Below are 19,060 nucleotides of genomic sequence, written 5' to 3'. Positions count from 1 at the left end.
GCGGGGTGGAGCAGCCCGGTAGCTCGTCAGGCTCATAACCTGAAGGTCACAGGTTCAAATCCTGTCCCCGCAACCAATAAAAGCCCGCAATGTCGAACGACTTTGCGGGCTTTTTTGCGTCCGGGGCAATCGCTCCAGCTGTGCCCACACCAACCACTCAACCTGTCGTTCCATGCCGAGCCTAAGCGCGCTCAGGGCCGCCGATGCCACTTTCGCGGAGCCACCGGCCAGTTGACATCAGAGGCGCTCATTTCATAACGCCTCGGCGCGCGCCCGCGACACCGAGACGTCAGCGCCAGCTCGTGGCCTGGCGGATCGCGGCGTCGACAGGAACGTCGTGCAACCGGCGGAAACGCGCCTCGACAAGGCTGAACAGGCCAAAGCCGAGGAGGCCCGCACCGATGATGAGGTCGAACGGGCTGGTGAGCCACGAGAGGGCCTGCGCCATGCCACCGGCTTCGCCAGCCTGCTCTTCAAGCCCGGCCCGGCCGAGAAGATAGCCGCTGATGAGGAAGACGAAGCCGCGCGCCGCATAGCCTGCGCGGCCGGCCCATTGCACCCAGCGCTGCTGCGCGATCGATGGATCGAGATAGCGCAGGAAGGTGCCCTTCACGGCCTTCATCAGCTGCACGCCGCCGACGGCGACAAGCACGAGCGCGCCGATCACGACCAGCGCGGAGCCGCCGGGAAGCTGAAGGGCGGTTTGTGCGCTCTCCTGCGTGCTGTCGCCGCCCGACGATGCCGCGCCGCGCATCAGCTGGATCGCCTGCCACGCCAGGAAGAAGTGGACGATGCCGCTAACCGCGGCGCCGACACGCTCGAGCGTACCCTTGCGATCCGTGCCGTGGCGTTCAATGTCGAAGGCGGCGTCGGCCATGCGCCAGATCCCGTAGGCGGCGAGCCCCGCGGCCATGACGCCGAGCAGCAATTGCCCGCCACCCTGGCCCAGATATTCGAGCGCGCCGCTCGGATCCTCAGCCCGGCCGGTGCGGATGATGAGGATCGCGATGACGATGTAGAGCAGGCCGCGCGTCGCGAAGCCGATCCGGGTGAGAGCCGTCAGGCGCGAGCTTGCGTCCATACCATCTCCTTCACTGCGAAAACCGGGCGCGAGGGCGATCGTTCCCGCGACGAAACAGGTTGCTTCGTCTTGGTATCCGGATCGCGCTGGCGCGAGAGGAGGATGTCAGTGAAGGGTGGTTGGGCGGCCAATCACCGCTTGCGAACGAACTCCGCGCGGAGCACGAGGCCCTTGATCCCTTCGTAGCGGCAGTCGATTTCCTGCGGATCGCCGGTCAGCCGGATCGACTTGATGAGCGTGCCGCGCTTCAGCGTCTGGCCGGCGCCCTTCACGTCAAGATCCTTGATCAGCGTGACCTGATCACCGTCCGACAGGAGATTGCCGACAGCGTCGCGCACCTCGACCTGCTGTGCCTGCTCACGTTTCGCGGCGAGCTCCGCGGCGGGCACCCAATCCCCGCTATCGTCATCATAGACATATTCGTCGTCGGCCATATCGGCTCCTGATTGCTGGATTGGGGCCATCTACGCCGCGCATTTGACGTTTGTCATGCCGACCGCGGTCAGCCGCGCGCCAGCGTCCGTATTTCTGGCACGTGGTGCACGTACACACCAGGTGCCGTGCGGAACGCGAGCGTTTCGATCGCGGCAGCGACAATGTCCGCATCAAGCGCCGCGTAACGGGCGAGTGCGCCGATCAGGAGCGGATTGAAGAGCGGGGCGGCGCGTTGGGCCAGAGCTTCGGCCGGGCGGCGCTGGGTGCGCGGGCCGAGAAGGAGGCTCGGGCGGAGGATGTCGACGCGGTCGAAGCCGAATGTCTGGATCGCGGCTTCGGTGTCTCCCTTGACCGACAGATAGAGGCCGCGGCCGCCCGCGCCGACCGAGCTGATCAGGATGAAGCGGCTTGCCCCGGCACGGCGGGCAAGTTGGGCGAAGGCGACGACGAAATCACGGTCGACGCGGCGGAAGCGCGCTGGTGATCCAGCCGCGCGCAGCGTGGTGCCGAGGCAGGAGATCGCGACGTCGGCAGGCCCGCAGGAGAATTGGGTCGGCTCCTCGGCCAGAGCTTCGAAATCCACCATGCGCTCGCTTGGCAGCTTAGGGGAGCGCACCAGGCTATCGAGTGCGACATCGTTGCGGCTCAGCAGACGGCGGGTGAGCAGGCCGCCGACGAGGCCGGTGCCACCTGCCATGAGGATGCGTATCGCCATGAGCGGGAGGCTACCCTCCGGCCTTTCGCCTGTCGACGTGCTGCAGTGGCAAATGGCTCTCAGCTGGATATGCGTAGTTTCCGAGTCTGACGATGCGCTGGCTCATCCGGTAAAGCCTGCGTCCGAGGTCCGGCGCTGTCGATGAGTGCTGTGATCCAACGTCCGGCGTTGCTGCGACGCCGCTCGCCCCCGGATGAGAAAGGGCCATGCATGAAAGCGCTTGTCTACAAGGGTCCCGGCCAGAAGGCCTTCGAGGAGCATGCGACGCCGGAGCTTCGCGATCCCACCGACGCCATCGTCCGCATCACCAAGACGACGATCTGCGGGACGGACCTGCACATCCTGAAGGGCGATGTCGCGACCTGCACGCCTGGCCGGATCCTGGGTCATGAGGGCGTAGGGGTCGTCGATGCGGTCGGTGCCGGTGTGACGGCGTACAAGCCCGGGGACCGCGTGCTGATCTCCTGCGTCAGTGCGTGCGCCAGGTGCGAATACTGCCGCCAGGGCATGTTCTCGCATTGCACGACCGGCGGCTGGATCCTGGGCAATACGATCGACGGCACCCAGGCAGAGTTCGTCCGCACGCCGCATGCCGACACCAGCCTTTATCCCATCCCGGAAGGCGCGGATGAGGAAGCGCTGGTGATGCTGAGCGATATCTTGCCGACCGGGTTCGAATGCGGGGTGCTCAACGGCAAGGTGCAGCCGGGCGCGACCGTCGCGATTGTCGGATCGGGCCCGATCGGCCTTGCAGCGTTGCTGACGGCGCAATTCTACTCGCCGGCCGAGATCATCATGATCGACCTCGACGACAACCGGCTGGAGGTCGCCACGCGGTTCGGGGCGACGCAGACCGTCAACAGTTCCGACGGCAAGGCGATTGAGCGCGTGATGGCACTAACCGGCGGGAAGGGGGTCGATACGGCGATCGAAGCGGTCGGCGTGCCGCCCACGTTCGAGCTGTGCGAGCATCTCGTCGCCCCGGGCGGGGTGATCGCCAATGTCGGGGTGCACGGCGCGCCGGTCTCGCTGCACCTTGAAGCCTTGTGGGACCGTAACATCGCGATCACTACCAGACTGGTCGACACATCCACCACGCCGATGCTGCTGAAGGTGGTCGGTTCGAAGAAGATCGACCCTGCGCTGCTGATCACGCACCGTTTCAGCTTCGATCAGATGCTGGAGGCGTATGAAACCTTCGGCAATGCGGCGAAGACGGGGGCGCTGAAGGTCATCATCGCGGCTTAGCGGCATGGGTCGGCGCGATGCGTCACGCATGGCACGCCGATCATCCGAGAGGTACGGGCAGATCGCCTAATGGTACCTGCGGATGATTTCGCTGCCGATGATGATGAGGGCCGCGATGGCGAAGACGTAGAGCGCAAATACGGCGGCATTGCTGGTCGTTCGCTGGGGGCGCTTCCACCGTTTCATGGCGCCAGCCTCGCATGGGGGCAAGGCCGGCCCTATCGGGGATAATACGCAAGCGCTGGCGCTGCCGCCCTCGCCCCCGCCCGATCAGAACAAGGGCGCGGCCGTGGTAAGCAGGTTGTCGACGAACCGCCGCGGCAGCGACCGCGCACTGATGTGCCCGTGCGCGATCTCGGTCGAGTCCGCCAGCCATCGTTGCTGGTGCTTGCCCACCTCCAACGCGAGCGCAGGGGATTCGAACAGCACATTGTTCTCGAAATTGAGATCGAGGCTGCGGCGATCCATGTTGGCCGAGCCGACTAGCGCCAACGCCTCGTCCGCCACCAACGTCTTGGCATGGAGCAACCCACCGCGGAACTCGTAGATGCGTGCCCCCGCGTTTGCGAGCACCGGATAATAAGCGCGGCTGATCGCGCCGGTCACCCGACTATCGTTCCGCCGCGGGAAGATGATGGTGAGCTGAACCCCGCGGCGCGCAGCGGCGATGATCGCGTCAAGCAGCGGGGGATCGGGCGCGAAATAGGGTGTCGTGATCACCACCCGGTGCTGCGCGGCGGCGAGCACGGCGGCGAAGATGTTGGTCATCGTCGAGTGCGGTGACAGGGGCCCGGTGCCGACGGCGATAGCGGGAAAGCCGCCCGGTCTCGGCGCCGGCGGATCGGCCGCGAGGATGGGCCGCAGATCCTCGCCTGTTTCCGTCATCCAGGCCGAAGCGAAGATCAGCTCTGCCTGGCGTGCGACCGGCCCTTCATAGCGGATGAGAATATCGACCCAGGGCGCGTACCGGCGCTTCGGCAGGAACGCGGGATCGGCGCAATTCTGGCTGCCGCACCAGGTGATGTCACCATCGACGACGATGATCTTGCGATGGTTGCGCAGATCGGTGCGGTGGCCCTTGAGGAAGCCGAGCCCGAACGGCACCGGCAAGGATGCGCATAGCTGCGCCCCCGCATCAGCCATCTGCTTCCACGCGGAGGAGCGGATCAGGGCGCGCGACCCGATCGCATCGGCGACGATGCGACATGCGATCCCGCGCCGAGCGGCGCGACACACCGCCTCGACGACTCTGGTGCCGTTGTGATCCGTCAGCCAGATGTAGAAGGACAGGTGAACCGTCCGGGCCGCGCCATCGATATCGGCCACGATCGCGGCGATCGCTTCGTCCGCTCCGGGAGCGACGTGCCCGATATTGCCGCCGGACGCAGGCCAGCGGCTTGCCGCCTCGCACGTACGAACAGCGTTTCGGGCTGCAATCGACGGCTGCTCGCGCCCGGGGGGCGGCGCGTAAGGCAGCAGCAGCTCGAAAGCCTCCCGCCGACGCCTGCGGAACGTGGGAGAAACCCAGGGCTCGCCGAACAAGAGATAGAGCACGGTGCCGATCCCCGGCATCGCGACGAGCAGGAGCAGCCATGCCGCACGTGCATAGGGCTCGCGCCGCTCGAGCAGAATGGCACGTATGATCACGGCCACATAGACGGCGCCGAGCGTCAGCCATGTCGCCTTCTGCAGATCGACCATCCGGCACCTCGCAGCGCTTGGGCAGACATATCACCGCTTCGCTAGTGATGATCTCGTCGCGCCGTTTTCCGATGGGTATGAAGCAGTGAGGCTGGATGCAATCCGGTGAAGCGCGGCGCTCCTTGATGGATCGGGCGATCGGATCCTCTTTTCGCACGCGGCGCGCCTTGCGTCTGCGACGGCCTTCCCACCATGATCGATCCGAGATCATCATCGATCCGGGGGGAAGCACATGTCCAAGTTCGTCATGAAGTCGCTGGTCGCGGCGCTATTGGTCACGACGCCGCTTGGGACCGCGCATGCCAAGGCATCAGGCGCGCTCAAGAAGGAAGTGGCCGCGGGCGTCGACGGCCGGGCGAAGCTGGTACAGGAAATGGTCGATTCCGTGTTCAGCTTCCAGGAGCCGGGCTTCCAGGAATTCCAGACGATGGAATATCTGACCGCGATCCTGGCCAAGAACGGCTTTGCGATCGAGAAGGGTGTCGCAGGTGTTCCGACCGCCTGGACCGCCACCTGGAGCAACGGCGATGGCCCGACGGTTGCGCTTGGATCGGACGTCGACGGCCTGCTCGGCCTGTCGCAGACGCCCGGGGTCCCTGAGATCAAGCCGCTGGTGGCCGGTGCGCCCGGCCATGGCGAGGGGCACAATGCCGGCATGCCGCTGATCATCGCGTCAGCGCTTGCGTTGAAGGACGTGATGACCAAGCACAACATCAAGGGCAAGCTGATGCTGTGGCCGGGTGTTGCCGAGGAACTGCTGGGCACGAAGGCCTTTTATGTGCGCGCCGGTATGTTCAAGGATGTCGACGTCTCCATCTTCACCCATGTCGCTTCAAGCTTTGGAACCGCCTGGGGCGATACCGGCAACAATGGCCTCGTCTCGGTCGAATACACCTTCAAGGGCCGCACCAGCCATGCCGCGGGCGCGCCCTGGGCCGGACTGAGCGCGCTCGACGGTGTCGAGCTGATGAACACGGCGTGGAACATGCGCCGCGAGCACCTGCCGCTGACGCAGCGGTCGCATTACGTGATCACCAACGGCGGCGGGCAGCCCAATATCGTGCCGGGCGAAGCGGCGGTGTGGTATTACTTCCGCGATCAGACCTTCGATACGATCCGCAAGCTGTATGAAACGGGGAACGAGATATCGGAAGCCGCCGCCAAGGCAACCGGCACGACCGTCACCCGCCGCTTGCTGGGCTATGCCGCGCCGAACCACGCGAACCGACCGCTCGCCGAGGCTGCGCAGGCCAACATCGAGCTTGTCGGCATGCCGAAATGGAGCGCCGAGGATCAGGCGTTCACCAAGGCGGTGCAGGAAGGGCTTAAATTCAAGGTCGAGCCGCTGAAGACGACGGTCGAAAAGCTGTCGACCCCGGAGAGCCGCGGGCGGTCAATGGGCGGTGGCTCCGATGATATCGGCGACATCATGTGGACGGTGCCGACGATTACCATCCGTTTCCCGTCGAACATCCCGAACATGATCGGCCACAATGTCACATCGGCGATCGCGATGGCGACGCCGGTCGCGCACAAGGGCGCGGTGGCAGGGGCAAAGGCGGTGGCAATGACGGCGCTCGACGCACTGACGACGCCGAAGCTGATCGCGGATGCCAAGGCCTATTTTCGGGACGTGCAGACCAAGGATCAGAAATATGACCCGGTGCTGAGCGCAGCGGACCAGCCCGCCATTCACCTCAACAAGGATGTTATGGAGCGCATGCGGCCAGAGCTGGAGAAGCATTATTATGATCCGGCGAAGCATCCGAGCTACCTCGACCAGCTCGGCCTGAGCTATCCGGCGCTTACACCGGCACAGTGAGCTGGTGGCGTGCCTCCCGCCGCCGCCTGCGGCAGGAGGCGCGCGCGAGAACGGGCGCTCAGCTTTCCTCGATCCGGCGCTCCTCCTCGGTACGCAGGGTCACTTCGGCGAAATCGAGTTCTTCCTGGAGGATGAGGAAGGCGTCGGGCCCGATGCGGGTGGCGTCGCGCAATTCGTCGAGGCGCTGGCGCTGAAGCGCGAGGACGGCAAGGCCCAGAGCGTGCTTCGCGTCGAGCGATGGCTGGTCGCCGGCCAGCTTCAGCTGATAGCCCCAGCGCCAGTGATCGGACACCGCGCCTTCCTTTCCCTCCAACGTGGCTAGCGCGGCTTCGGCGAGCGCACGGCGGGCGTCCGCCAGTTCATCGGCGAGCCCGTCGTCGCCGTCCAGCCCGAGGCGCCGGACGATCGGGGTGAGCGTCAGCCCCTGGATCACCAGGGTAGCGAGCACGACCGCGAAGGCGGTGAGCACGATGAGGTCGCGCTGCGGGAAGTGGAGCGGCAGCGCGAAGGCGGTGGCAAGCGTGACGAGACCGCGCATGCCGCACCAGCCGACGATCAGGCCTTCGCCAATGCTGGCGACGCGATAGTCGCCACGCAGGGGCGGAAAAACGGCGGCGAGGCGGTTGTAGAGCATGACCCAGGCCATGCGCACGACGATCAGGCTTGCCACCACGACGGCGGCGAAGCTGGCCGCTTGGCGTAGCCGGTCGGCATCCATGCTGCCGACGATCGTCTTTGCCTGGAAGCCCATGAGGAGGAAGGCGAAGACGTTGAGCAGGAAGACCGCGGTTTCCCACACCGCGAAATCATGGATGCGGGCCCGCGGCGGGGTGGAGAGGCTGGCCGAGCGCGCGATCACCATTGCGAAGGTGACGAGGCAAAGCACCGCCGACAGGTGCAACCGCTCCGCCAGCAGCCATGCGCCAAAGCCGGTGACGAACTGGAGGATGTTGCCGCTTAGCGTGCCCCAGACGTACGGCTGAATGAAGCGGGTGATCCGCGCGAGGACGAAGCCGAGCAGGATCCCGCCCGGCGCGGCGATGCTGACGGTGAGGAGAAGGTCTCCATCCACCCGGCCGTGGCTTTCCAGCATGAGGGCGGTGGAGAACAGCAGCAGCGCGGCGGCATCGTTGAGGAGGCTTTCGCCCTTCAACACCGATACCGTGCGGCGCGGCATCTGCACGCTGCCAGAAATGGCGGTTGCCGCGGCGGCATCGGGCGGCGCGACGATCGCGCCCAGCGCGAGCGCGGCGTAGAAGGGAAGGCCGGCCCAGGCCATGCCCAGCCACGTCACCACGCCGGCGCTGAGCAGGACCGCGACGACGGCCAGCGCGAACAGCGGCCGCCACAATCGCCGCGCGGTGCCGATGGGGAAATCATAGGCAGAATCGATCAGGATCGGCGCGATGAAGAGTGCGAGCGCCGTATGCGGATCGAGCGCGATCACCGGCGCGCCGGGCACCCAGGCAAGCGCGACCCCCGCACCGGCGAGCAGCGCGGGATACGGAATGGTCGTGCGCCGCGCGAACTGGAGCAGGACGATCGCGATGCCGAGGAGCGCGAGCAGGCTTTCGAAGAACGTCATGCCAGGCCGGCGTGTATGCGCCGGGCCGCGGCGAGGCCGCTTTGCCAGGCGCCGTGCGCGGTGGAGAAATCATGCGGCGAGCACGCTTCCCCTGCGAGGCACAGGCGCTCGTGGATCGGCCTTGCCAATGTCGCCCGCGCGTCCGCGTGACCGGGGAGGGCGTGGCTGTACGAGCCGAGGATCGTCGGTTCGCGCCGCCATTGCGTGGCGTGCAAGGAGGTCACGCCATTGGCGAACTCGGAACCGAGCAGCGCGCGCAGCTCGGCGATCGCGAAATCGGCAGCGGCACATTCATCCTCCAGTGCCTGCGCGTTTGCCCCGCCAAGGAAGCATTCGATGATCGGGCGGCCGAACGGGCGCAGGTAATAGCTTCCCGTCGCGGTGCGGTCGAAGCGGCCAAGAAGGTGCGACTCAGGCGGCACTGCCCCGGGATCGGCAAGTGCGAGGAAGACCTTGTCGGCGAGCCCGAGCGGCACCTGGGCGGCGGCGTGAAGATGCCCGTCCGCCGCCGCCGGCAGGCGGATGTTCCCGCTCGCCAGCACCGCGGTAGAGGCAGTGACGATCACGGCACGGGCGCGCACGTCCCCGCGCGGCGTTTCCAGCACATATCCATCACGGATCGCGCTGACGGGGGTGTCGAGCGACACCGGGAGAGACTTGCCCAATCCGGCGATGAATGCGCCAAGGCCGCTCGACAGGCGCCAGTTGTTGTCGCTGGCGTGGCTGTCATATGCGGTAAAATCGCGCGCGGAGAGCCACTCGGTCTCGACTCCGTTGATGAAGCTGCTGAGCGCGTCGATGTAGGGCGCGGCTTCTGTCAGCGCGTCGCTGGCGCGGTCGCTTGCCGGCGGGTCGCTGGCGAGGCGATCGACAAAGGCGTCATAGGCGGACCAAGCCGCATCCTGCGCGGCGCGGGGAAAGCCCAGATCGCCCAGCTGGTCGCCCCAGGCGGCCTTGTCATGGTCGATCTTGACGCCCTGTTCCTTCGCCAGCGCAGCCAGCGGGTTGCGCTCGGCGGAATGGAGCCAGCCGCAGCCGAGATCGAGCGGCATGCCGGCGATCGTGATGGTATGGGCCCGGCCGCCGAGGCGCGGCAGTGCTTCGAGAATGCGGACCGAGCGGCCGGCGGCGGTGAGCCATCGCCCGGCGGCGATGCCGGCCGCACCCGCGCCGACGATCGCGACATCGAGTTCCGCGTCGATCATGAAGAAGGGGCCATATCGTCGCCGAAACGACCGAGATGCCAGACCGATCCATTGCGGGAATTGCCATCCCGATCAGCTGCCGGCGGCCTTCAGGATGAGGCGGGCAACGTCCTGCGGATGCGACACAAGCGACAGGTGGCCGGCCTCGATCTCCACCGTCTCGGCCTTCATCCGCTGCGCCATGAAACGCTGAAGATCTGGGTTGATGGTGCGATCCTGCTTGGAGACGGCATAGAAGCTGGGCTTCGACCGCCACGCAGCCTGCGTAGTGCGTGCGCTCGTCAGGGCACGGTTGAACGGCGCCTGGACAGCGTAGAGCACTCTGGCGTCCGGCGTGGGCACACCATTGGCGAAATCTTCAAGGAAAGCGCGCTCGGTGAGGGCACCCCAATCGCCATCGAACTGGATGCCGGCGGGGGCGGGCGGGGTGGGATAGCGCGCGGCGAGCGCGGCATAATCCTCGCCAGCGTCGGGCGCGCGGGCGGCGACATAGACGAGCGACGAGACGGCGGGATGAACGCCGCTTTCGCTGATCAGCATGCCGGCGAAGCTGTGGCCCGCCAGCACGGTCGGCCCGCGCTGTCGATCGAGCACGCGTCTCACCGAGGCGACGGCATTGTCGAAATCGTCGAGCGGGTTCTGCACGGACGTCACGTTGAGACCGGCGGCCTGCAGGTGCGGGATGACGCCGGCCCAGGAGGATCCATCGGCAAAGAGGCCATGGACGAGGACGACATTCTCCGCGCGCGGCACGCTGGTCGTCGCGCCGACCGCGCCGGGTACGAGAAGCGTCGTCGCAAGCGCGGCGGCAAAGGTGCGGCGATCGATGATCATCGTGAGGCTCCGAGCTTCTGGAAGCCCCAGCATAGTCGCGCGTCAGCCAGTGCCCATCAGCAATAGGTTTGGGGTCGCCTCGTCCCCACCAGCCGGATGGATGCCTTTATTGCTCAAGCTCGTGAGGGTTGCGCTTGCCGATGTCCCCCGGCTCCACCGGGGAAGGTGCGCCGAGCGGACCTTCCTCGACGCGGTTGCGGTACAAGGCGGAGCGGGCGAGGAGCATGAAGGCGACCGGCGCGGTGCAGGTGATGAACACCAGCACCAGGATCTCGTGGATCGACAGCCGCGAGCGCAGCACCGAGAAGCAGACGATCGACGCGAGGACGATCAGCATCGCCCCCATGCTGCTGCCGAGCGTCGGCGCGTGAACCCGATCGAAGAAGGAGTTAAGCCGCAGAAGGCCGATCGAGCCAACCAGCGTGATCCCGGCACCCGCAAGCACCAGCAGGCCGACGATCAGCGCGGCCCAGAGCGGAAGATCGGGTGCCTGGATCATTCGATCACCTCGCCGCGCATCAGGAACTTGGACAGCGCCACCGTGCCGACGAAGCCGAGCAGCGCGACGGTGATTGCGGATTCGAAATACAAAGTGCGGCCGGTCTGAATCCCGAAGGTCAACAGGAGGAGCATCGAGTTGGTGAAGAAGGTGTCGAGCCCAAGCACGCGATCCTGCGCGCGCGGGCCGGCGACCATGCGATAGGCAGCGCACATCATGGCAAGGCCGAGCATGACCTGTGCGCCCGTGATGGCGAAGGCGAGGACAAGCGCGGTCATTGCTCGAAGATCTCCATGAGCAAGGATTCGTAGCGATCCTTGATCAGGCGCACCCACTGCTCCTCGTCGACGAGATCGAGCACGTGGAGCAGCAGGATGCCGCGGCGGCGATCGAAATTGACCCAGAGCGTGCCCGGTGTCGCGGTGATGATGAGCGCGAGCATCGCCAGTGCCTGGCGGTTCTTGAGCGCGATCGGCACGCGGATGAAGTCGGCAACCCGGTCCTTGCGGCGCGACACAACGATCGCGGCAACGGCGATGTTCGATCGCATGATGTCGACGAAGACGAGCCCGGCCAGCTTCAGCATCGGGCGCAAGCGGATGCGCGGCGCCGGATCCGGGCGAAGCGCGGCAAAGCCATGGGTGGCGATCAGCGACGCGAGCGCGCCGAGCAGGATCTGACCGGGCGACAGCGACTGGGTGAGCAGCAGCCACAGGATCAGCAGCGCGACCGCGAGCAGGGGGTGCGGGATCAGGCGCGTCATGGCCGATTCGCCCCTTCCGTGCGCGCGCCGAGCACCGCCTCGATATAGCCGTGGCGATCAGCCAGCGACTGGCTGGTGCGTTCCATGTAGCGCATCACCGGCCCTGCGAACACCATCAGGCCGAGGCACACGGCCAGGAGCATGCCCACCGGCAACGCCTCGCTGATACGGAGCGAGGGCTGGGAGCCGGGCTCGGAATCCCAGATGAGGTCAATGCCGGCGCGGCTGCTGGAGATCAGCATCGCCATGCCCGACCCGATGAGGAGCGCGATCAGCAGCCACGTTTCCGGCGCGATGGATTCGCCGAGATTGAGGAGGCCATCGATCATCGCGAACTTGGCGACAAAGCCGGAGAGCGGCGGCAGACCGGCGATAAGCAAGGCGCAGAAGGCGAAGCCGCCGCCGATGATCGCCAATGTCGCGGGGATCACCACGCCGATCTCCGTTTCGCGCGTGTCAGCCGGGCCGACATACTCATCGTCGAACACCGGCTCACCGCCGGTGAGCGGCGCGGTTTCACGACGGTCGATCATCTCGATCAGGAGGTAGAAGGCGCTGAGGCCGAGCGTCGAACTGACGAGGTAGAACAGTGCGCCCGCGAGGACGTCACCGCGCCCGGCGCCGATCGCGGCGAGAAGCGTGCCGGCCGAGACGATCAGCGAATAGCCCGCGATCCCGGTCAGCGTGCGCGCCGCCAGGACGCCGATCATGCCGAAGCCGAGCGTCGCCATGCCGCCGTAGAGCAGCCACTCCGCGCCGAAGCTCGCCTGCCCGGCGTTGATGCCGAACAGGAGGAGGTAGACGCGCAGCAAGGCGTAGATGCCGACCTTGCTGAGGATCGTGAACAAGGCGGCCACCGGCGGCGCGGCGGCGGCATAGGTGCGCGGCAGCCAGAAGCCGAGCGGGTACATGCCGGCTTTCACCAGGAAGGCGATGCCAAGGATGCCCATCCCGCTTTGCAGGATCGACAGATCGTCCGCGCTCGCCGCCGGGATGCGGATGACGAGATCGGCCATGTTGAGCGTGCCCGTGACGCCGTAGACGGTCGCCGCGCCGATCAGGAACACGAGCGAGGTGGCGACATTGATCGCGACGTAATGAAGCGCGGCCTTGATCCGCGCCTTGCCCGATCCGTGCAGCAGTAGCCCGAACGAGGCCGCGAGCAGCACCTCGAAGAAGACGAAGAGGTTGAACAGATCGCCCGTCAGGAATGCGCCGTTCAGCCCCATCAACTGGAACAGGAACAAGGCATGGAAGCGGGGGCTGGCCTTGTCCCAGCGCGCCGTGGCGTAGATGAGCGAGGTAACGCCGAGGATCGACGTCAGCACCAGCATCATCGCGGATAGCCAGTCGAGCACCAGCACGATGCCGACCGGTGCCGGCCAGTCGCCGACCAGATAGGCAGTCGTCGCGCGTTGGCCGGCAAAGCCGGTGCTGGCGAGATCCCCGAGCAGGACGATCGAGATGCCCAGCATCGCCAACGCCGTGCCGAGCGCGATGACGCGCTTCGCCAGCACGCGGCGATCCTTGATCAACAGGATGACGGCGCCCGCCACCAGCGGCAGCAGCACCGGCGCGATGATCAGGTGGCGCATGAAATCACCCGTCATTCGCCGTCGTCCCCGTCGACATGGTCGGTGCCGGTGGCGCCGCGCGACGCAAGCAGTACGACGAGCAGCAAGGCCGTCATCGCGAAGGAGATGACGATCGCGGTAAGCACGAGCGCCTGGGGAAGGGGATCATCATAAAGCCCCGGATCGCCGGCGACCGCGCCGACCACTGGCGGGGCATCCACCTTCAGCCGGCCCATCGCGTAGATGAACAGGTTCACGGCATAGGACAGCAGTGACAGACCGAGGATCACCTGAAAGGTACGCGGGCGAAGGATCAGCCATACGCCTGACGCAGTCAGGATGCCGATGCCGAGGGCGAGAACGAGTTCCATCAGATCCGCTCCGGCGCCGGTTCAGGGGACACGTCCTTTTGCCGGACGGGCGTGCGGATCGACTGGTGGGCGATCGCGATAAGGATCACCGCCGTCGCGCCGACGACGAGCAGGAACACGCCGAGATCGAAGAGCAGCGCGGTGGCGACCGGCACCTTGCCGATCAGCGGCACGTCCACGTAGCGGAACCATGAGGTGAGGAACGGCCGGTCGAACAGCAGCGCCGCCGCGCCGGTGGCCGCCGCGCCGAGCAGGCCGGTGGCCATCCAGTTGATCGGCTGGACCCGCAGGCGCGCTTCCACGCTGCGTGTGCCGGTGGCAATATATTGCAGGATCAGCGCGATCGACATCGTGACCCCGGCCGCAAAGCCGCCGCCGGGCAGATCATGGCCCCGGATCAGCAGGTACAAGGCAAAAACGATGATCACCGGGAACAGCCATTCGATGATGACGCGCGGCGCGAGCATGTAATCGGACAGCGTATCGCCCGGCTCGCGGCCCTCGCCCGCCTCGTCATAGGCATCCTGCTGGCGCTGCTGCAGCGGGTTGCGGAGGCTTTCGCCCGCCGGCCGGAAGCGGCGCAGCAGCGAGAACACGGTCAGCGCGACGACGGCGAGGACGGTGATTTCGCCGAGCGTATCGAAGGCGCGAAAATCGACCAGGATGACGTTCACGACATTGCGCCCGCCCGCGTCCGGGTACGAACGTTCGATGAAGAAGCGGGAGATCGTGTCCGGCAGCGGCCGCGTCATGACGGCGTAGGAGACGAGCGCCATGCCTGCGCCGGCGACGATCGCGATCAGCAGATCGCGCCCGCGCCGGATGCGCACCTTGGCCGGGGAGCCGGAACCCGGCCATACATCCGGCAGCCGCTTGGGGAGCCAGCGCAGCCCGAGGAGGAGAAGCACGGTGGTGACGGTCTCCACCAGGAGCTGGGTGAGCGCGAGATCGGGCGCGGACAGCCAGACGAAGCTGATGCAGCTGACCATGCCGACACCGGAGATCAGCACGACGGCGGCCAGCCGGTGATATTTCGCCTGCCAGGCGCCGGCGATCGCCAGCACGCCGCCGATCACCCACAGGATGCCGAAGCCCGGATCGAGCACCGTGCCGAGCCGGTTGCCCAGCGAATAGCCGTAGCGGAGGAACGGGAGGACGCCGGCCAGGATCGCGATCATCACCAGCAGCCGGAGTTGCGGCTGAAGCCGGTTGGTGCCGAGCCGCAGCAGCAGGCGCCGGGCAAAGGCGACGATGGCATAGAGCGCGGCATCGAACACGCGGCGGCCCTTCAGCAGGCTGACGAGCGGCGGCGCGCTGATCGTGTTCAGCCGCTTGGCGAACAGCATATAACCGATCGCCCCCAGCACCAGCGCCGCGACGCTGAGGAACAGCGGTCGTGTGAAGCCGTGCCATATCGCGAGGCTGTATTCGGGCGTGCGATCGCCGAGCACGGCATGTGCCGCGAGCTTCAGCACCGGGCCGATGGTGACCGCGGGAAGGATGCCGATCAGCAGGCAGAGCAGCACCAGGACCTCGATCGGCACGCGCATCCAGTGCGGCGCCTCATGCGGCATGCGATCGAGCGTCGCGGGCGGGCCGAAGAATGTCTGGAGGATGAAGCGCAGCGAGTAGAGGACGCTGAAGATCAGCGCGATCGTGACGACCCAGGGCAGCGTCTTGTCGAGCCAGGTGTCGTTGTAATCATGCAGCGCCTCCGCCAGCAGCATCTCCTTCGACAGGAAGCCGTTGAGTAGCGGCACGCCTGCCATGGCGGCGGCGGCAACCATCGCCAGCGTCGCGGTGATCGGCATGAAGCGATAGAGGCCGCTCAGCTTGCGCAGATCGCGCGTGCCGGTTTCATGGTCGATGATGCCGACGGCCATGAACAATGATGCCTTGAACGTGGCGTGGTTCAGCGTGTGGAAAATCGCGGCGACGAAGGCGAGCGGGCTGCCCAGGCCGAGCAGCAGCGTGATGATGCCGAGGTGGCTGATCGTCGAATAGGCCAGCATCCCCTTCAGGTCCTGCTGGAAGATCGCCGCCCAGGCGCCCACCGTCAGGGTGATGAGACCAGTGCAGGTGACGATCAGATACCATTCGTCCGTCCCGGCGAGCACCGGCCAGAGCCGCATCATGACGAAGATGCCGGCCTTCACCATCGTTGCGGAGTGCAGATAGGCGGATACCGGCGTCGGCGCGGCCATCGCGTGCGGGAGCCAGAAGTGAAACGGGAACTGGGCGCTCTTGGTGAAGGCCCCAACCAGCACCAGGATCAGCGCCGGCAGGTATAGCGGGTGGGCCTGGATCTGGGGCGCCGCGGCGAGGACCACCGAGAGATCGTAGCTGCCGACGATCTTGCCGATGAGGACGACGCCGAGCAACAGGCAGAGGCCGCCCGCGACCGTGACGATCAGCGCCATTCGCGCGGAAATGCGCGCGCTTTCGTTCTGGTGCCAATAGCCGATCAGGAGGAACGAGGTGAGGCTGGTCACTTCCCAGAAGAAGGCGAGCTGCACCAGATTGCCGGACATGACGAGGCCGAGCATCGCCCCCATGAAGGCGAGCAGGAAGGAGAAGAAGCGCGGGACGGGATCTTCGGGCGACATGTAATAGCGCGCGTAGATGACGACGAGGAAGCCGATCGCCGTCACCAGCAGCGCAAAGATCCACGACAGCCCGTCGAGCCGGAGCACGAGGTTCAGGCCGAGGGAGGGCAGCCATTCGACCCGGCTTTCCAGCACCGCACCGGCCGCCAGCGCCGGATAGAGGAAGATTACGATCACCGTTGCGGCCAGGGCAGTCGCGCCCGCCAGCAGACCCGCAGCGTTACGTGCGCTTGTCGCCAGATGGGCAGCGACGAGGCTGCCGGTGAACGGCAGCAGCAGGATCAGCCACAACAGGCTTGCACTAGGCGTCGTTATTCATCGTCTCCCGGTTGATTGGAAACGTTATCCACGAGGTGGCGGTCGCTGCGAGAAACAAGGGTTATCGCGAAAAGCCCAACGGGGCCACCCCGGTTTCGTTTCTCGCCGAATTCACCGGAAAAAGCGGTGAGAATTCGGCTGCCGATGGTGCGCTGACGGCCAGCATTGGGCGTGCATGGCCGCGGCATGTGCAAAGATGAGCACGGTTGAGCACGGCTGGAAGCGCAATGCCCAGCCGCGCCCTGCGCGTGGTCGAAATCAGCGCGCCGGCTGCTGCTCGAACAGGCGGCGCAGGAACACCGTCTCCACCTCGCGGCGAAGATCATTATTCGGCTTCTTCAGGAAGCCGTGACCCTCGTCGGCGAACAGCACGTACCAGGTCTCGTTGCCGTTCGCGCGCAGCTTCTCGACCACCTGATCGGATTCAAGCTGCGGCACGCGCGGGTCGTTAGCACCCTGCATCACCAGCATCGGCTTCTTGATGCGATCGACGTTCGTGATCGGCGAGACACGCTCCAGCACGGCGCGCATCTTGGGATCACGCTCATCGCCATATTCGGCGCGGCGATTGTCGCGGCGATAGGCCTCGGTATTCTCGAGGAAGGTGATCCAGTTGCTGATGCCATAACGCTCGACGCCGCCGACCAGGCGATCGGAATAATGCGTCATCACGGCAAGGCTCATATAGCCGCCATAGGATTGGCCATAGACGGCGACGCGGCTGGCATCGAGGTTCGGCTGCTGGCCGATCCAGTCGAGCAGCGCGCCGATGTCCTTCACCGAATCCTCGCGCTTTTCGGCATTGTCGAGGTTGAGGTAGCGCTTGCCATAGCCGTCGCTGCCGCGAACGTTGGGCAGGATCACCGTCGCCTTCAGCACGTCGGCGAAATATTGCGCGCCATAATTCCAGATCGGTCGCGTCTGTGCCTCCGGCCCGCCGTGGATGTCGATGATCACCGGCGTGCGCGTGCCCGCCGGCACGCCCTTGGGACGATAGACGAATGCAGGCACGGACAGGCCGTCGAACGACTTGAAGCGGATGAGCTCCGGCTCGGCGAGCTGCGCGGGATCGAGATCGCCGAGCTCCGACGTCGTCCAGCGCGTCAGTTCGCCGCCATCGACGTCCCAGCTCCACACGTCCCCGGCCGACGTGGCGGAGGTGAGGCCGATCGCGAGCTGCTTGCCGTCGGGCGAGAACTTGAGCGCCGTCAGCACGCCCTTGGGCAACGTCGGCTGCGGCAGCGCGCGGCGGGTGATGCGATCCTGCACCACCACGCGCGAGAAGCCGTCCTCGTTCACCGCATAAGCCAGCACGCGGCCATCGTCGGTCAGGTCATAGCTTTCGACATCCCACTTCAGCCCCGGCGTCAGCACGGCTTGCGCGCCGGTGGCGAGGTCGATCTCGACCAGCTGGCGGGTGTCGTTGCCGCGATCGGAGATGGCGATCAGCTTCTTGCCGCCCGGCAGGTAGCGCGGGGACTGGTAGACGGCGACTTCTGCCTTGGGCGCGATGCGCCGTGCCTTGCCGGTGGCGAGATCGAGTTCGAACAGCTGGTCCTCGCGGTTCGACAGGCTGCGCACGAAGATCAGCCGGGACTTGTCGGGCGCAATGTCCGCCGGGGCGACGGCGCCGTCCGCCTGATACAAGGTGCGCGGCGTGCCGCCGGCCTTCGGGTCGACGCCGAGGATCGTGTAGGCGGCGCTGCCCTTGGTGGCGCGTGCCCAGGCGAGGAGGCTGCCGTCCTTGCTGAACACCGGCGACCCGTTGCGCGTGCCCGCCTGCGTCAGCTGCTGCGCGGTGCCGGTGAGGCCACGGGTGTAGAGCTGGAACCATTCGTCGCCGCCGGTGTCGCGCGTCATCACGAAGCGATCGGTGCCGGGGATGACGGTGGCGCTGGCGATCGGCTCCGCGCCGAAGGTGACCTGGGTGCGGGTGGCGCCGGGCTTCGCCACATGATGCAGCTGCTGCGTCGCGCCGAAGCGCGTGGCGATCAGCATCGAGCCATCGGGCAGCCAGTCCTCGAACTGCGCCGCGCGGCTGTTCTGGTAGCGCTGCACCGCCTCGCGCACATCGGCCGGGATCTCCGGCACGCCGGACAGGGTGGCGCTGCCGACCTGGCGCTGGGCGACCGCGGGAGAGCCGGCGGTCTGCTGAGCGATGGTCTGGGCGGAGGCGCCGGCGGCGAGCGCGACGAGGGTGAGCGAAGCGGCGAAGTGCTTGAACATAGGGTCCTGATCGAACAGCGGGGGGCGCAGCGTCAAGCCGGATGCGCAACGATCGAGCAATGATAGGGCGTTAATTC

General features: G+C 66.3%; 16 protein-coding genes. 2 read left to right on the top strand and 14 right to left on the bottom strand.

The window, feature by feature from the left end:
* Positions 1-289: 289 nt before the first annotated feature.
* The 3 genes from ACH0AE_RS16925 to ACH0AE_RS16915 form a co-directional block, all read right to left on the bottom strand.
* Positions 290-1,081, bottom strand: coding sequence for a DUF1206 domain-containing protein (locus tag ACH0AE_RS16925; protein WP_294444099.1), 792 nt, complete (start codon positions 1,079-1,081; stop codon positions 290-292).
* Between the two features lie 131 nt (positions 1,082-1,212).
* A complete protein-coding gene (locus ACH0AE_RS16920; RefSeq protein ID WP_294444098.1) occupies positions 1,213-1,515 on the bottom strand; it encodes an alkylphosphonate utilization protein in 303 nt (100 codons plus the stop codon).
* A 68-nt stretch (positions 1,516-1,583) separates the two neighbouring features.
* Complete coding sequence (locus tag ACH0AE_RS16915; protein ID WP_294444097.1) at positions 1,584-2,231, bottom strand: NAD(P)H-binding protein; 648 nt, start codon at positions 2,229-2,231, stop codon at positions 1,584-1,586.
* 210 nt (positions 2,232-2,441) lie between these two features.
* On the opposite strand from ACH0AE_RS16915, the gene ACH0AE_RS16910 reads away from it, so the two are divergent.
* On the top strand, positions 2,442-3,479 hold the full coding sequence (locus ACH0AE_RS16910) for a zinc-dependent alcohol dehydrogenase family protein (protein WP_294444096.1): 1,038 nt from the start codon (positions 2,442-2,444) through the stop codon (positions 3,477-3,479).
* A gap of 270 nt (positions 3,480-3,749) precedes the next feature.
* Here the strand turns inward: ACH0AE_RS16910 and cls are convergent, their stop codons facing one another.
* Positions 3,750-5,180 (bottom strand): cardiolipin synthase, encoded by a 1,431-nt coding sequence (gene cls, locus ACH0AE_RS16905; protein WP_294444095.1) that lies wholly within the window; start codon positions 5,178-5,180, stop codon positions 3,750-3,752.
* A gap of 232 nt (positions 5,181-5,412) precedes the next feature.
* Here cls and ACH0AE_RS16900 point away from each other — a divergent pair, with 232 nt between their 5' ends.
* Entirely contained in the window at positions 5,413-7,002 is a 1,590-nt protein-coding gene (locus ACH0AE_RS16900; RefSeq protein WP_294444094.1) for a peptidase dimerization domain-containing protein, read from the top strand.
* A 58-nt stretch (positions 7,003-7,060) separates the two neighbouring features.
* Here ACH0AE_RS16900 and ACH0AE_RS16895 read toward each other — a convergent pair whose 3' ends face one another.
* The 10 genes from ACH0AE_RS16895 to ACH0AE_RS16850 form a co-directional block, all read right to left on the bottom strand.
* On the bottom strand, positions 7,061-8,587 hold the full coding sequence (locus tag ACH0AE_RS16895) for a sodium:proton antiporter (RefSeq protein WP_294444093.1): 1,527 nt from the start codon (positions 8,585-8,587) through the stop codon (positions 7,061-7,063).
* Complete coding sequence (locus ACH0AE_RS16890) at positions 8,584-9,792, bottom strand: NAD(P)/FAD-dependent oxidoreductase (RefSeq protein WP_294444092.1); 1,209 nt, start codon at positions 9,790-9,792, stop codon at positions 8,584-8,586. Before ACH0AE_RS16890 ends, ACH0AE_RS16895 begins: the two co-directional genes overlap by 4 nt.
* 72 nt (positions 9,793-9,864) lie before the next feature.
* Entirely contained in the window at positions 9,865-10,626 is a 762-nt protein-coding gene (locus ACH0AE_RS16885; RefSeq protein ID WP_406876028.1) for an alpha/beta fold hydrolase, read from the bottom strand.
* 106 nt (positions 10,627-10,732) lie between these two features.
* On the bottom strand, positions 10,733-11,125 hold the full coding sequence (gene mnhG / locus ACH0AE_RS16880; RefSeq protein WP_294444089.1) for a monovalent cation/H(+) antiporter subunit G: 393 nt from the start codon (positions 11,123-11,125) through the stop codon (positions 10,733-10,735).
* Positions 11,122-11,403: a K+/H+ antiporter subunit F gene (locus tag ACH0AE_RS16875; RefSeq protein ID WP_294444087.1), complete on the bottom strand. Its 282-nt coding sequence runs from the start codon at positions 11,401-11,403 to the stop codon at positions 11,122-11,124. Before ACH0AE_RS16875 ends, mnhG begins: the two co-directional genes overlap by 4 nt.
* Positions 11,400-11,888: a Na+/H+ antiporter subunit E gene (locus tag ACH0AE_RS16870; protein ID WP_294444086.1), complete on the bottom strand. Its 489-nt coding sequence runs from the start codon at positions 11,886-11,888 to the stop codon at positions 11,400-11,402. Before ACH0AE_RS16870 ends, ACH0AE_RS16875 begins: the two co-directional genes overlap by 4 nt.
* Entirely contained in the window at positions 11,885-13,498 is a 1,614-nt protein-coding gene (locus ACH0AE_RS16865) for a monovalent cation/H+ antiporter subunit D (protein ID WP_294444085.1), read from the bottom strand. Before ACH0AE_RS16865 ends, ACH0AE_RS16870 begins: the two co-directional genes overlap by 4 nt.
* A complete protein-coding gene (locus ACH0AE_RS16860; RefSeq protein WP_294444084.1) occupies positions 13,495-13,833 on the bottom strand; it encodes a Na+/H+ antiporter subunit C in 339 nt (112 codons plus the stop codon). The genes ACH0AE_RS16865 and ACH0AE_RS16860 overlap by 4 nt, the downstream gene beginning before the upstream one ends.
* Positions 13,833-16,730, bottom strand: a complete 2,898-nt coding sequence (locus ACH0AE_RS16855; RefSeq protein WP_294444083.1) for a monovalent cation/H+ antiporter subunit A — start codon at positions 16,728-16,730, stop codon at positions 13,833-13,835. Before ACH0AE_RS16855 ends, ACH0AE_RS16860 begins: the two co-directional genes overlap by 1 nt.
* Before the next feature lie 285 nt (positions 16,731-17,015).
* Positions 17,016-19,019, bottom strand: coding sequence for a S9 family peptidase (locus ACH0AE_RS16850; RefSeq protein ID WP_294444082.1), 2,004 nt, complete (start codon positions 19,017-19,019; stop codon positions 17,016-17,018).
* Positions 19,020-19,060: the final 41 nt, after the last annotated feature.

The sequence above is a fragment of the Sphingomonas sp. 179-A 2A2 NHS genome (genome assembly GCF_045371305.1).
In the GTDB taxonomy this organism is placed as follows: Bacteria; Pseudomonadota; Alphaproteobacteria; order Sphingomonadales; family Sphingomonadaceae; genus Sphingomonas.
This window is presented reverse-complemented; position numbering and strand designations above follow the sequence as displayed.